Consider the following 13,839-nt stretch of genomic DNA (forward strand, 5'->3'; position numbering starts at 1 on the left):
TGCGGAGAATGTTGGAGACGTCAGCCCGGCTGCTCGCCCTTCTCGGCCTCCTCCAGTCGCGACCCGCGTGGTCCGGACCCGAGCTCGCGGAGCGCCTCCAGGTCACCCCTCGCACGATCCGCCACGACATGGACCGCCTGCGGGAGCTGGGATATCCCGTCGAGGGTGCCCGCGGTCCGGCGGGCGGCTACCGGCTCGGCCCTGGAGCGAAGCTCCCCCCGCTGCTCCTCGACGACGCCGAGGCGGTCGCCGTCGCGATCGGCCTACGGACCGCCAGCGGCGTGGCCGGCATCGAGGAGAGCAGCGCGAGTGCCCTCGCGAAGCTCGAGCAGGTCCTGCCCGACCGTCTCCGCCGCCGGGTCGCGACGGTGACCAGCGCGCTCAGCGCCGGACCCGTCAACACCGACAGCAACGTGGAGGACCCCGAGATCGACCCCGCGGTCCTCTCGCGCCTCACCGATGCGATCAGGGACCAGGAGCAGCTGCGCCTCGTGTACGAGGGCGAACGGCTCGACGTGGAGCCGTACCGCGTCGTCACCTGGCAGCGGCGGTGGTACCTCGTCGCCCGAGAGGTCCCTGGCGGTGCGTGGCGGGCGCTGCGGATCGACTGGGCGGAGATCAGCACGATGCCGCAACCACGGTTCGGCCCGCGTCCGATGGACGAACGGGACTACACCGCGTTCGTGGTGAGGGAGGTCGCTGCCGCAGGCTGGTCGGTGCACGCCCGCGTCACCGTCGCCGCAGCGGCCGAGGAGGTCCGTGCCCGCATCAACGACGCGGTCGGGGTCGTGGAGGCCGTCGACGAGCAGACGTGCGTCCTCGTCACCGGCGCCGACAGCATCGAGATCCTCGCCGTGTACGTCGGGATGCTCGGGCTCGACTTCTCGGTCGACTCACCGCCCGAGCTGGTCGAGCACGTCAGGCTCCTGGGCCGCCGCTACGCCGCCGCCGGCAGCGGTGATCTGCATCCGGGCGACGAGCCAGACCGTCGCGACGACGTGCAGCACGATCGCCGCGACGTACACCAGGTCGGGTGAGCCGTCGACGGCCTTCGTCGAGTCGCCCAGGTGCCACCAGGTCGCCACGACCAGGAAGACCTCCGCCGCCTGCCACCACAGGAGGTCGCGCCACACGGGGTGCGCCAGCACGGCGAGCGGGAGCAGCCACAGGGCGTAGCCCGGAGCGTACGTCGTGCCGACCAGCAGCAGCGCCGCCAGGAGACCGAAGGCGTAGCGGGCGGTCTGGTCGACGTCACCGGATCGGGCTGCGTAGAGGAACATGAGCGAGGTCGCGAAGGCGGAGACGCCGATCACCACCGCCGCGACGGCGACGGTCGAGGGTTCGGCACCCAGCTCACGCAGCACCGCCCAGATCGATCCCACTCCGTCGTCGCGATAGAGCCACCGCCGGACCACCTCGGTCAGGGCGTCGCCGGACGAGGCGACGTACGACGCCAGCCCGCCGACCGCGAGGGTCACGGCCGCGACCCCGATAAGCCGGCCGGCCGCAGGCGCGTGCCGGACGAGCGCCGTCGCCGCCAGGGCGACCAGCACCACGATCGGCCACCACGCGGTGAGCGTCGCGACCGCGAGGATGACACCCGCCGTACGCGCCCGCCCCGACGTCCAGACCGCGAGCCCAAAGGCGACGAGGGCGACCCCGACGAGGTCCCAGCCCACCCCCAGCAAGAGCGCGACCACCGGCGAGGCCGCCAACGGCATCAGCGAGAGCGTGGGGTCGGACCACGTCGGCCAGGGGCGCAGGGCGTCGTGCACGCGCGATCGGCGCGCGGCTCGGGCGAGCGCCACGAGCGCGAGGAGCAGCGCGAGCAGCGAACCGAGCGCGACCACGCCGGTATACGCGACGGCCTCCCGGCGGACCTCGGGCTCCTGCCGGACCGTGTCCGGGTCCCGGCCGCCGCGGTCGGCACGGTCGGCACCGGTCACGGCCTGGACCAGCGAGGCTGCGCCGTACTGCAGGATGCCGACGGGCACCGTCACCGCGTTGACCGGCCACCGCCCGCCGTCGTCGGACCACGGGAGGACGCCCTCGGCGAGGCCCGTGGTCACGTACTCTCCGGGAAGCTCGCTCGCGCACAGCCGCGCGTACGACGCCCCCGCCGGGACCGGGCTCGTGGAGAACCAGCGCTCACCGTCCGCGACCGCGCAGGGCGTCTTGGTGACGAGGCCGAGCGTCCCGACGAGGACGGCGGTCGCCAGCAGGATCCGGAGCGGGGTCCACCAGCGGTTCGGTCGGACCCGGCCCCCCGCCGGCTCCGCCATGGTCAGTCGCCGGATCCGCCGCCACCGGGACCGCCACCGCCACCGGGACCGCCGGTCTCCTCAGGGGGCTCCGTCGGCATGGTCGGCATGGTCGGCATGGTGGGCTCGGTGGGCATGGTGGGCTCGGTGGGGAGCGTCGGCTCGGGCTCCGTCGGGCGCGGCGGGCGGTTCGGACGCGGCGGGCGGGTCGGCCGCTCGGGGCGCGGCTTCTCCGTCTCCGGCGTCGCCGTGGGCTGCGGGACGTACGTCTTGCCCTTGGTCGACTTGATGTTGGCCGGCTCGGGGAACTCGCCGCACTCGTCGCCGTCGAGCACCTTGTCCATGAAGCTGCTGAAGGTCTTGGCGGGGTACTGGCCGCCGTAGAACGTCGGCATGTAGCCGTTGAGGGCCTCGTTGCCGTTCTTGCCGCGGACGTACATCACCGCGGTGGCGAGCTTGGGTGTGTAGCCGACGAACCACGAGCTGGAGACGTGGGCGTCGCCGACCTCTTTGCCCTTCTCGGTCTTCTGGAACGTCGCCGTGCCGGTCTTGCCGGCGGTCGGGCACATGGTGCGGCCGTTCGTGCCGCTGCCCTCCTGCACGACCTCCTGGAGCGCCTTCGTCACGTCGGCGGAGACCGCCGCGGAGAAGGCCCGCTTCGGAGCGACCTGGTGGCGGACGACGTCCTCGCCGCTGCGGTCGGTCACGCGCTCGATGACGTACCAATCGTTCTGCTTGCCGTTGTTGGCGAAGGTCGCGTAGGCCGCCGCCATGTCGACGTTGGGGACGGGCGCGTAGCCGAGCGAGACGACCGCCACGCTCGGGTCGTACCCCTTCGCGACCGTGTCGGAGATGCCGGCCTTGCGCGCCGCGTCGATCGTCTTCTGGCCCCCGTCGTCCATCACCTCGTAGGTGAGGTCGACGAAGGCGGTGTTGACCGAGTCCTTGGTCGCGGCCTCGAGGGAGACAGGCCCGAAGGACTTGCCGCCCGAGTCGCCCTGGTTCTCGATCTCGGCACCGTCCTCGAGGCGCAGCGGCGACGAGCCGTTGAGCTGTGTCTTGAGGCTGTAGCCGTCGCTGAGCGCTGCCGCCACCGCGAACGGCTTGAACGACGATCCCGGCTGCGACCCGAGCATCGCCCAGTTGCGCTGGCTCTTGAGGTAGTTGGCGCCGCCGTACATCGCGCGCAGCGCACCGGTCGCGGGATCGACGGACGACAGCGCGATGTTGAGCTGCTTGAGGCCGTCCGGCTTCATCTCCTTGACCGTCTCGACGGCCGCCTTCTGCGCCTTGTAGTCGAACGTCGTGACGACCTTGAGACCACCGCCGGTGATCTGGGCGTCGCTGAGGCCCTCCTGCTTGAGCTGCTGCTCGGTCAGCCGCAGGAGGAAGCCCTTGGTGCCGCCGAAGCGGTTCGACTCCGCCTTCTTCTTCACCTTGGGGAGCTCGGCCGAGTACGAGGCGAACTCGTCGGAGGTGATCGCCCCGGTCTTCTCCATCCCGCCGAGCACGTACGTGTAGCGCGACATCAGACGATCGCGGTCGTCCTCGTCGTAGGGGTCGAAGGCGCTCGGGTTGTTGATGACCGAGGAGAGGAGGGCGGCCTGGGGTGCGGTCAGCTTTGCTGCCTTGTGGCCGAAGTAGGTCTGCGACGCCGCCTCGACGCCGTACGCGCCGTTGCCGAAGTAGATCGTGTTGAGGTAGCCCTCGAGGATCTCCTCCTTCGACATCTGGTTGTGCACCTTGATCGAGAGGAACGCCTCCTTGACCTTGCGGGCCATGGTGCGTTCCTGCGTCAGGTAGAGGACCTTGACGTACTGCTGGGTGATCGTCGATCCGCCGGAGGTCGTCTCCGACGTCGCGTTGTTACGCAGCGCGCGCGCGATGCCCTTGAAGTCGAGACCCTGGTTGGAGTAGAAGCTGCGGTCCTCGGCGGCGATGACGGCCGACTTGATCGTCTCCGGCATCTCCTCGAAGTCGATCGAGGTCCGGTTCTGGGTCTGGAAGTCGCCGATCTTGTGCTTGCCGTCGGAGTAGTAGACCTTCGTGGTCTGCGTGAGGAACTCCGCGTTGGCGCTCGGGATCGCCACCGACCGATAGGCGAAGTAGAGACCCGCGATCGCCAGGACGAACAAGATCACGCCGGTGATCAGCGCCCACTTCACGATGCGGCGCCACAGCGGCTTCGTCGCCTTGTCGCCCTCACCAGCCGGGTCGGCGCGACGGGCGCGGGAACCACTCGAAGAGGGCTCGGCCCTCCGCGAGCGTGGGGTCACGGGTCGGCCGTGCGACTGGTCCGCCACGCGTCGTACTCCTCAAGTGTTGCTTCCGGGGGAGGGACCTGCCCTGAGTGCAGGCAAGGCCGTCAGGACCACGTACGAGACGCGACCCACCGGCCAAGTGTGCCCAATGGGTGGGTCGATCCAAAACCCCACCGCCGTCCCAGCGCAGGTTGACATCAGTTCGATGTATCGGCACGATATATCTCGTCGTCGCCTCACTGCCTCGACGTGAGCGTGGAGAGGAGTTGTCGTGGCCAGGCGCGGAGCTGCACTCGAGTTCGCCGTTCTGGGGCTGCTCCACGACACGCCGATGCACGGTTACGAGCTCCGCAAGGAGCTCAATGCCCTTCTGGGGTGGTCGAGGGTGCTGTCGTACGGCACGCTCTACCCCTGCCTCAAGGCACTCGGCAAGAAGGGCTACATCGTCGCCGACGAGCCTGCCGACACGGCAGCGAACCGGGGACGACGGGGCAAGATCGTCTATCGCCTCACCGCTGAGGGCAAGGAGCACTTCGCCGACCTGCTGGCGGCGCCGGGCCCCTCGTCATGGGAGGACGAGACCTTCGGCATCCACTTCGCTTTCTTCGCGCGCACGGACTCCCGGACCCGTGTGCGCATCCTCGAGGGACGACGGAGTCGTCTCGAGGAGCGGCTCGAACGCGTCCGGACCGCGGCACAGAAGCGCCGCGAGCGCCTCGACGCCTACACGCTCGAGCTGCAGCGTCACGGGCTGGAGTCGGTCGAGCGCGAGGTGCGCTGGCTGACGGGACTGATCGACGCGGAGCGGTCCGGCAGGCCGCCGGGCGACGAGCCGGAGGGCCCGACCAACACCACCATCCCGCCCCACCACGGCGGATAGGACGAGAGACGGGGTCGCGAGACCCCGAGGAGGAGGAACCCCATGGGTTCGGTACGCGTAGCGATCGTGGGCGTCGGCAACTGCGCCACGTCGCTCATCCAGGGCGTGGAGTACTACAAGGACGCGGACCCCGAGGGGGCCGTCCCCGGTCTCATGCACGTCCAGTTCGGTGACTACCACGTCAAGGACGTCGAGTTCGTCGCCGCCTTCGACGTCGATGCCAAGAAGGTCGGGTTCGATCTCGCCGAGGCCACGCAGGCCAGCGAGAACAACACGATCAAGATCTGCGACGTGCCGCCCCTGGGCGTGACCGTGCAGCGTGGCCCGACGCTCGACGGCCTCGGCAAGTACTACCTCGAGACCATCGACCAGTCCGACGCCGATCCCGTCGACGTCGTGCAGGTCCTCAAGGACACCGGCGCCGACGTCCTGGTGTCCTACCTGCCGGTGGGCTCGGAGCAGGCGGACAAGTTCTACGCGCAGTGCGCGATCGACGCGGGCGTGGCGTTCGTCAACGCGCTGCCCGTGTTCATCGCCTCCGACCCCGAGTGGGCCAAGAAGTTCGAGGACGCCGGCGTCCCGATCATCGGCGACGACATCAAGAGCCAGGTCGGCGCCACCATCACCCACCGCGTGATGGCCAAGCTGTTCGAGGACCGCGGGGTCACGCTGGACCGGACGTACCAGCTGAACGTCGGCGGCAACATGGACTTCAAGAACATGCTCGAGCGCGATCGCCTGGAGTCCAAGAAGGTCTCCAAGACCCAGGCCGTCACCTCGAACCTCACCGGCCCGCTGGCCGGCAAGGTCGACGACAAGAACGTCCACATCGGCCCGTCGGACTACGTCCAGTGGCTCGACGACCGCAAGTGGGCCTATGTCCGCCTCGAGGGTCGTGCGTTCGGCGACGTGCCCCTCAGCCTCGAGTACAAGCTCGAGGTCTGGGACTCGCCCAACTCCGCCGGCATCATCATCGACGCGATCCGTGCCGCCAAGATCGCCAAGGACCGTGGCATCGGTGGCGCGCTGATCTCGGCGTCGTCCTACCTGATGAAGTCGCCGCCGGTCCAGCGCCCCGATGATCTGGGACGCAAGATGCTCGAGGCCTTCATCGCCGGAGACGAAGAGCGCTAGCGAGCGCAGCGGTCGGCCGAGGTACGAGGCCGCCCGCGCAGGACACCACCTCCCACGAACGGCGCGGTCCCCCTGGTCGGGGCCGCGCCGTTCGGCGTCTCCCCCCGATGTCGGCGCTCACCGGCAGGTCAGGAGACCCGGTCACCCGAGGCCACGTACTCCCAGTGCCACGGCTCCGGCCGTGACCCCCCTGGCCGGGCCCACGACGGCAGGGCCCAGCCGTACGACGGCGCGTTCGCGTTCATCCAGCTCCACGCGCTCGTGCCCGCCGCACCGTCTCCGGCCGTGCAGAGGTCGAGGGCCAGCCCCAGGCCGTGGTTGCTGGTGCCAGGAGGCGCGACCATGCCGGGATTGCCCGCGTGCATCGTGGCCTGCTGCGCATAGCTGCGGTAGCCGTTGTTGACGCAGGGATAGCGGCCGAACGCCTTCGTGAAGTCCTCCTGGAGCCTCGCCCACGCCTCCGCGGCGTCCGCCCGAAGCTGGACGCCCGAGCCGGGCACCGCGCACAGCGCGGACGCCCGGAGGCGGCCGTTCGGTCCGGACGGCTGGGCACCGCCGGAGGCGCAGTCGGCGATGATCGTCAACCGCTCGGCCACGGCGCGCCCCGCGGCGCTCAGGTCACCGGTGACACGCAACCGGTCCTCCTCGTGCGACGACCGGCGCGCGTCCTCGGCCCGGACGGCGCTCAGGTGGGCCGCGGCCGCTGCGGCGTCTGCACGCTGCTGCTGCACGTGGTCGACCACGGGGATCGCGGCGGCGACGGCCGCGACCAGGACGAGGATCACCGCAACCGTCCGGTACGGCGGTCGTCGAGACCGCCTGGGTCGATCGGCACGGCGGCCGCCGGCAGGCGTCGTGGTGCGGCGTCGATCGGTGCGAGGTCGCTCGGTACGGCGCGAATCGGTGCGGCGATCGCTCGGGGCGGTGCTCGATGCCGCAGTCGGCGACACGGGTGACGGCTCCGCCGCCGTGGGCGGAGCAGAGTGCCGTCCGCCCACCGGTGATCCCTCGTCCCTCCCCGCGCACGTCACCCTAGCGACGCGACATCCCCGAAGGCCACGGATTGACACCTTTCTGCCTCGCCGCTTTCTGCCTCGCCGCGCGAGGTGCTTGCCCAGACGGCGAGGCAGCGAGAGGGTCGGTCGGATGACGAGACCGACGACCCGCTTCGTGACCTGGACCGGCGCCGAGGACGATCCCGCCCGCCTGGAGTCGGCGACCCTGTCGCTCGCCGACAGCCGGCTGACGGCACGGGGCACCTCTCGGGCTTCCTCGTACGCCGTGGCCTGGTCGCTCACCACGGGCGACGCCTGGGTGACGCGGCGCCTCGACCTGTCGGTCCACGGTGACGGGTGGTCGAGGACGCTCGCCCTCGTCCGCGACGATGCCGGATGGACCGGGACGGGGGCGGCGCACGGGTCCGGAGGCCCGCAGAGCCCACCTGGGCTGGCCGACCCCGACTCGGTCGCCGAGGCGCTCGACTGCGACATCGCGCTCTGCCCCGTGACGAACACGATGCCGGTCCTGCGCCACGGGCTCGTCTCGAACGGTCCGGGGCCGGAGATCCCCCACGTCATGGCATGGGTGGACGTGCCGTCGCTGACCGTGATCAGGAGCGATCAGATCTATCGCGCACTCACGCCGTACGACGACGCCGACGGGCACGCCGTCGTGCGCTACGCCAGCGCGAGCCGCGACTTCGTCGGCGACCTCACTGTGGACGTCGACGGCATCGTGGTCGACTACCCGGAGCTGGCGTACCGGGCAAGCGTGACGTCGGCCGTCCGTTAGGCGCCGTCGCGCCCCGCCCACCAGGCGAGCAGCGCCTCGCGGGCGTCGTCCTCGCTCAGCGGCCCGCGGTCGAGGCGCAGGTCGAGCAGGAAGCGGTACGCGTCGCCCACCACACGGCCCGGTCCCACGCCGAGGATCTCCATGATCTGGTTTCCGTCGAGGTCCGGGCGGATCTTGTCCAGCTCCTCGGCCTGGGCGAGCTGGTCGATCCGGTCCTCGAGGTCGCCATAGGTCCGCTGGAGCCGCTCGGCCTTGCGGCGGTTGCGGGTCGTCGAGTCGGCACGGGTCAGGATGTGGAGCCGCGCGAGCTGGTCGCCGGCGTCGCGGACGTAGCGACGGACGGCCGAGTCGGTCCACTCGCCGGTGCCGTAGCCGTGGAAGCGCAGGTGCAGCTCGACGAGCAGGGCGACGTCGTCCACGATCTCGTTCGAGAAGCGCAGTGCGCGCAGCCGCTTGCGCGCGAGCTTGGCACCGACGACGTCGTGGTGGTGGAACGTCACGGTGCCGTCCTCGAGGAAGCGGCGCGTACGGGGCTTGCCGACGTCGTGCAGCAGCGCCGCAAGCCGGGTCACGAGGTCCGGTCCACCGCCGGGGAGCCGCACCTCGAGCGCGATCGCCTGCTCCAGGACGGTCAGCGAGTGGTCGTACACGTCCTTGTGACGGTGGTGCTCGTCGCGCTCCAGCCTCAGCGCGGGCAGCTCCGGGAGCACGTAGGCGGCGATGCCGGTGTCGACCAGCAGCGTCAGACCGGGACGGGGGTGCTCGCCGAGCAGCAGCTTGCTGAGCTCGTCGCGGACGCGCTCCGCGGAGACGATCGTGATGCGCTCGGCCATCACCGTCATCGCCTCGACGACCTCGTCGACGGGCGTGAACCCGAGCTGCGAGACGAACCGTGCGGCCCGCATCATCCGCAACGGGTCGTCGTCGAAGGACTGGGTCGCCGCGACGGGCGTCCGGAGGAGCTGCGCCTCGAGATCGGCGAGCCCTCCGAACGGGTCGACGAAGGTGCGGGTGCCGAGCAGGTACGCCATCGCGTTGACGGTGAAGTCGCGCCGGGAGAGGTCGCCCTCGAGCGAGTCGCCGTAGTCGACCTGCGGCTTGCGTGAGGCAGGGTCGTACTTCTCGCTGCGGTAGGTGGTGATCTCCACGTGAACGTCGCCCTTGCGCGCCGCGAGGGTGCCGTACTCGCGGCCGACGTCCCACGTGGTGTCCGCCCATCCCTCAAGCAGGGCCTCGACATCGTCGGGTCGGGCCGAGGTCGTCAGGTCCCAGTCCTGCGAGGGCCGCCCCAGGACCGCGTCGCGCACGGGACCGCCCACGAGAGCGAGGGTGTGACCCGCGTCGGCGAAGCGTCGGGCGAGCTCTCCGACGGCCGGAGTGGTCTCGAGGAGATCGGTCACGGCGGCGGCGGGATCGCGCAGCGCAGGGGAAGAAGAGGCGGTGGCCATGACCCACCACTCTACGTGGGCGACGCAGGCGCCGTGACCGCTCGCTCTAGCATTGGCCCCGATGACACGCGTCGATGACTGCTCCTCCCGACCCGCGCGCCGACGTACGGCGTGGGCGGCGGTCGCGACCGTGCTTGCTGCCCTGCTCGTGGGCCTCCTCCCCGCCGTCGCTGCCGCGCCGGCCCACGCGGCGGACTCCGACCGGCTCTCGGTCACCATCGACGCACTCTCGCCGACCGCGCTGGGTCCCGGCGGGACGCTGACGCTCAGCGGTCGCATCACCAACCCGTCCTCGGGATCGTGGAGCCGTCTGCGCGTGCACCTCGTGATGCCGCCCGTCCCGCTCACCGACCAGACCGCCGTTGACAACGCGCTCGCCTCGCCCACACCGCTGGTCACGGGCACGCGCTTGACGTCCCCGTCGGCCGTCGTGTCGGCCGGCGACCTGGCCCCCGGCGACACGACGACCTTCCGGCTCCAGGTCCCTGCCTCCGAGCTCCCGCTCACCACCGCAGGCGTCTTTCCGGTCGGCGTGCACGTGCTGGCGACCGGTGAGGACGCCGAGCGTTCGGGCGACGCTGTGGGACGTGCCTACACCGTCGTGCCGTACGTCGGTGAGGAGCGCACGGCTCCGACACAGGTCTCGGTCGTGTGGCCGTTCGTCGCGCCCGTGCAGCGTGACGAACGCAGCCGCTACGTCGACACGTCCGCGCTCGTGGACGCCGTCTCCCCCGGTGGTCGCCTCCGGCGGCTCCTGGACCTTGCGCGGTCCGAAGACTCCTCCCCGAGCACGGTCCTGATCGATCCCGCGCTCCTCGACGCCCTGCGCGACATCGCCAACGACTCCTATGGGCCGGTCCGGCCCAACGGGCCCGGCGGCGCCGCGCCGTACGCCGCCGGTGACGTCCCCGCCGAAGCCACCAGCGCGGCGCAGCGGGCGCGCCTCTTCCTCGACGAGCTCGTCGCGTACGCCGGGCGGCACTCCGTCTGGGCGGTGCCCTACGGTCGTCCGGACGTGTTCGCGATCACCCGTCGTGCCGCCGGCGACCCCGGTACGACGGTCGTGCAGGCCGCTCGGCGCGCGACCGAGGCGACGCTCGCCCAGTTCGGCCTGACCGCGCGCATCGTCACGTGGCCGCCCAGCGGGATCACCAACGGCAACCGGATCAACGGGTCACGCCGGCTCGGTTCCACCGCGTCGCTGGTCTCGCCCGAGGTGCTCTCCGGGTGGTCGCCCGCCGACAGCACCGCACTGAGCGCGACCATCGGCGGCGAACAGATGAGCCTCGTCGTGCTCGACCCGACGCTGGCGCAGGACGAGGGCTCGACCAGCTCCACCCTGGGCCTGCGCCAGCGCGTGGCCGCGCGGGCAGCCCTGGGGTCCCTCGGATTCGGGTCGCGGCACGTGGTCGTCGTACCCGACGTCTCCTTCGACCCCGGGAGCGAGTGGTCTCGGGCGCAGTTCCACGACCTCTTCGAGCCCCGATGGGTCCGGCCCGTCGGCGCCGACGCCCAGGTCGGGGCGGACTCGCAGGCATGGAGAGGGCGCGTACGCCTTCCCCCCAAGGCCAACCAACGCGCCATCTCGCAGGATCAGGTCCAGGCCGCCGCGCGGATCGTCACCAACGGGCGCGTCGTGAGCCAGCTTCTCGGCGACGACGAGCGGCGCAACATCTTCTACGACCAGAGCGCGGCGCTCGCCGCCTCCCAGGACTGGCGGTCGGCACGCACACGAGGCCTGCAGCACGCCGAGTCGCAGGCCGAGGCGGTCGAGAGGATCCTCGAACGCGTGAGCGTCTCCGCGTCGTCGTTCGTCACGCTCTCGGGATCGTCGGGGCGGTTCCCGATCACCATCACCAACCAATTGGGATCGCCGGTGACGGTCGGAGCGAGATTCACCTCCGACGACAGTGCCGCGCGCATCGACGACATCCTCCCGCAGGAGGTCGGGGCAGGGCAGAGCGTCACGATGACGGTCACCGCCGACGTCGGCCAGGCGACCACCACGACCTTCGGCGTGTCGCTCGTGACCACCGACGGATCGACCGTCGGGGACGAGGTGCGTTTCACCGTCCGTTCGAGCGTGGTGGGTCGTGTCATCTGGGTCTTCCTCGGCCTTGCGACGCTCCTGGTCGTCCTCGCGGTCGTTCGTCGCGTGGTGACGGGCCGCAAGGTCGAGACGCTCGACGACGAGCCAGGTGACGGGACTCCTGAGACGCCGTCCGAGACCGCCACCGTTCCGACACGCCCGGCGCGGGAGCCGGACGCATGAGCAAGCACCGCCGCGCCCGTCGCGAGAAGCGCCGCGTCACCCCCGTCGCCCTTGTCACCGCTCGCGAGGCCCCCCTCGCCGCCGAGGCGGTCGAGGCGACCGAGGAGGTCGACGAGACGAGCGACGCCGTCGCGGAGGCCGTACGCCGTACGTCGACCGGTCTGCTGTCGGCCAGCGTCCTGATGGCCGCGGGCACACTCGTCTCCCGGCTGTCGGGATTCGTCCGGTCTGCGCTGATCTTCGCCGCGATCGGCGCGAGCCTGAACGCCGACATCTTCACCGGCGCCAACACGATCCCCAACGCGCTCTACGTCCTGCTCGCGGGGGGCGTGTTCAACGTCGTCCTGGTCCCGCAGCTGGTGCGGGCGATGAAGAACGACAGCGATGGCGGCGAGGCGTACGCCCAGCGGATCATCACGCTCGGCCTGCTCGTCCTCGGCATCTCGACCGTCGTGCTCGTCATCGCGGCGCCTCTGCTCGTGAGGGTCGTCTTCGACAGCCGCCTGTTCGACCCCGGCAACGAGGACGCGCTGTCGTCGGCGTACGCGTTGATGCGCTACTGCCTCCCCCAGATCTTCTTCTACGGCGCCTTCGTCCTCGTCGGCCAGATCCTCAACTCCCGGGGCCGCTTCGGGCCGATGATGTGGGCGCCGATCGTCAACAACCTGATCTCCTGCGCCATCCTCGTCACCTACATCGTGCTGTACGGCGAGAGCAACGGCTCGGGCGGTTTCACCGGACCGCAGGAGCTGCTGCTCGGCGTCGGCTCGACGGTCGGGATCGCGGCCCAGGCCCTCGTGCTGCTCCCCTACCTGCGAGCCGCCGGCTTCCACTACCGTCCGCGGTTCGACTTCCGTGGGGTCGGGCTGGGCCACACGCTCAAGCTCGGCGCGTGGACGCTCGGCTTCATCCTGGTCAACCAGGTGATGTTCGTGGTCATCACCCGCATCGGCACCAGCGCCGGCCTCCTCGCGATCACCGACGGCAACCCTGATCCCGCGGGGACGACGGTCTACGCGAGCGCCTTCCTCATCACCCAGGTCCCGCACGGGGTGATCACCGTCTCGCTCGTCACCGCGACCATGCCGCTCATCTCACGGCTCGCCGCCGAGGGCGACCTGCGCCAGATGAGGAACGAGGTCCAGAACAACATCCGATCGGTGCTGGCACTCCTCGCGCCGATCGCCGTCGCCGTCTTCGCGCTCTCCGGACCGCTCGGCACCGTTGTCGGCTCCTGGGGCTCGATGGAGGGCAACACCGAGACGATCAGCACCACGATCGCCGCGTTCGCCCCGGCGATCATCTTCTTCTCGCTGCACTACATGAGCCTTCGCGGCTTCTATGCGCTCGAGGACACTCGCACGCCGTTCTTCATCCAGATCGTGCTGGCGACGGTCAACATCGGGCTCGCGGTCACGCTCGCGTCCCAGGTGGAGCCCAGCGCGATCGCGCCCACGCTCGCGGTGGCGTACGGGGGGGCGTACCTGGTGGGTTCACTGCTGTCCATCACCGTCTTGTCGACGCGCATCGGGCCCGTCCTCGACGTACCCTCGCTCGTCTACCTCCTGCGGCTCGTGGCCGCCTGCGTCGTGACGATGGCGGTCATGCTGATGCTGTCCGCCTTCCTCCTGGAGCCGCTCGGCCTGGACAGCGTGGGCAAGATCGACGCGCTCCTGGCGCTGGTCGGCGTCGGCGGGATCGGGGCCGGCGTCTATCTCGCGCTGGCGTGGCTGCTGCGGATCCGTGAGGTCACGGCGGTCGTCCGAACGGTTCTGCGCCGCTGACGGACGAC

The 13,839-nt window shown here is 70.6% G+C and carries 9 protein-coding genes; 6 read left to right on the top strand and 3 right to left on the bottom strand.

Features of this window, described 5'->3' with window-relative positions:
- The first annotated feature begins 8 nt into the window (after positions 1-8).
- Positions 9-1,037, top strand: a complete 1,029-nt coding sequence (locus KV102_RS06625) for a YafY family protein (RefSeq protein ID WP_220345677.1) — start codon at positions 9-11, stop codon at positions 1,035-1,037.
- Between the two features lie 1,247 nt (positions 1,038-2,284).
- On the opposite strand, the gene KV102_RS06630 is transcribed toward KV102_RS06625, so the two are convergent.
- Positions 2,285-4,564, bottom strand: a complete 2,280-nt coding sequence (locus tag KV102_RS06630; protein ID WP_220345678.1) for a transglycosylase domain-containing protein — start codon at positions 4,562-4,564, stop codon at positions 2,285-2,287.
- Between the two features lie 229 nt (positions 4,565-4,793).
- On the opposite strand from KV102_RS06630, the gene KV102_RS06635 reads away from it, so the two are divergent.
- Both KV102_RS06635 and KV102_RS06640 read left to right on the top strand, forming a co-directional pair.
- Positions 4,794-5,402: a PadR family transcriptional regulator gene (locus tag KV102_RS06635; RefSeq protein WP_220342739.1), complete on the top strand. Its 609-nt coding sequence runs from the start codon at positions 4,794-4,796 to the stop codon at positions 5,400-5,402.
- A 42-nt stretch (positions 5,403-5,444) separates the two neighbouring features.
- Positions 5,445-6,536, top strand: a complete 1,092-nt coding sequence (locus KV102_RS06640) for an inositol-3-phosphate synthase (RefSeq protein ID WP_220342740.1) — start codon at positions 5,445-5,447, stop codon at positions 6,534-6,536.
- A 128-nt stretch (positions 6,537-6,664) separates the two neighbouring features.
- On the opposite strand, the gene KV102_RS06645 is transcribed toward KV102_RS06640, so the two are convergent.
- Complete coding sequence (locus KV102_RS06645) at positions 6,665-7,321, bottom strand: D-alanyl-D-alanine carboxypeptidase family protein (protein WP_220345679.1); 657 nt, start codon at positions 7,319-7,321, stop codon at positions 6,665-6,667.
- A 361-nt stretch (positions 7,322-7,682) separates the two neighbouring features.
- Between KV102_RS06645 and KV102_RS06650 the strand changes: the two genes are divergently transcribed.
- Complete coding sequence (locus KV102_RS06650) at positions 7,683-8,327, top strand: putative glycolipid-binding domain-containing protein (protein ID WP_220342742.1); 645 nt, start codon at positions 7,683-7,685, stop codon at positions 8,325-8,327.
- On the opposite strand, the gene KV102_RS06655 is transcribed toward KV102_RS06650, so the two are convergent.
- Positions 8,324-9,775, bottom strand: a complete 1,452-nt coding sequence (locus KV102_RS06655; RefSeq protein ID WP_220345681.1) for a CCA tRNA nucleotidyltransferase — start codon at positions 9,773-9,775, stop codon at positions 8,324-8,326. The two genes, KV102_RS06650 and KV102_RS06655, sit on opposite strands and share 4 nt — an antisense overlap.
- A gap of 61 nt (positions 9,776-9,836) precedes the next feature.
- Between KV102_RS06655 and KV102_RS06660 the strand changes: the two genes are divergently transcribed.
- Positions 9,837-12,047, top strand: coding sequence for a DUF6049 family protein (locus KV102_RS06660; RefSeq protein ID WP_220345682.1), 2,211 nt, complete (start codon positions 9,837-9,839; stop codon positions 12,045-12,047).
- Positions 12,044-13,831: a murein biosynthesis integral membrane protein MurJ gene (gene murJ, locus KV102_RS06665; protein ID WP_220342745.1), complete on the top strand. Its 1,788-nt coding sequence runs from the start codon at positions 12,044-12,046 to the stop codon at positions 13,829-13,831. The genes KV102_RS06660 and murJ overlap by 4 nt, the downstream gene beginning before the upstream one ends.
- Positions 13,832-13,839 lie beyond the last annotated feature (8 nt).

This window comes from Mumia sp. zg.B53, assembly GCF_019550935.1.
Lineage (GTDB): Bacteria > Actinomycetota > Actinomycetes > Propionibacteriales > Nocardioidaceae > Mumia.

What these genes read in the sequence shown, in the direction of transcription:
- KV102_RS06625 (WP_220345677.1), top strand. Translation starts at nt 9, where the DNA reads ATGTTGGAGACGTCAGCCCGGCTGCTCGCCCTTCTCGGCCTCCTCCAG.
- KV102_RS06640 (WP_220342740.1), top strand. Translation starts at nt 5,445, where the DNA reads ATGGGTTCGGTACGCGTAGCGATCGTGGGCGTCGGCAACTGCGCCACG.
- KV102_RS06650 (WP_220342742.1), top strand. Translation starts at nt 7,683, where the DNA reads ATGACGAGACCGACGACCCGCTTCGTGACCTGGACCGGCGCCGAGGAC.
- KV102_RS06655 (WP_220345681.1), bottom strand. Translation starts at nt 9,775, where the DNA reads ATGGCCACCGCCTCTTCTTCCCCTGCGCTGCGCGATCCCGCCGCCGCC.
- KV102_RS06660 (WP_220345682.1), top strand. Translation starts at nt 9,837, where the DNA reads ATGACACGCGTCGATGACTGCTCCTCCCGACCCGCGCGCCGACGTACG.
- murJ (WP_220342745.1), top strand. Translation starts at nt 12,044, where the DNA reads ATGAGCAAGCACCGCCGCGCCCGTCGCGAGAAGCGCCGCGTCACCCCC.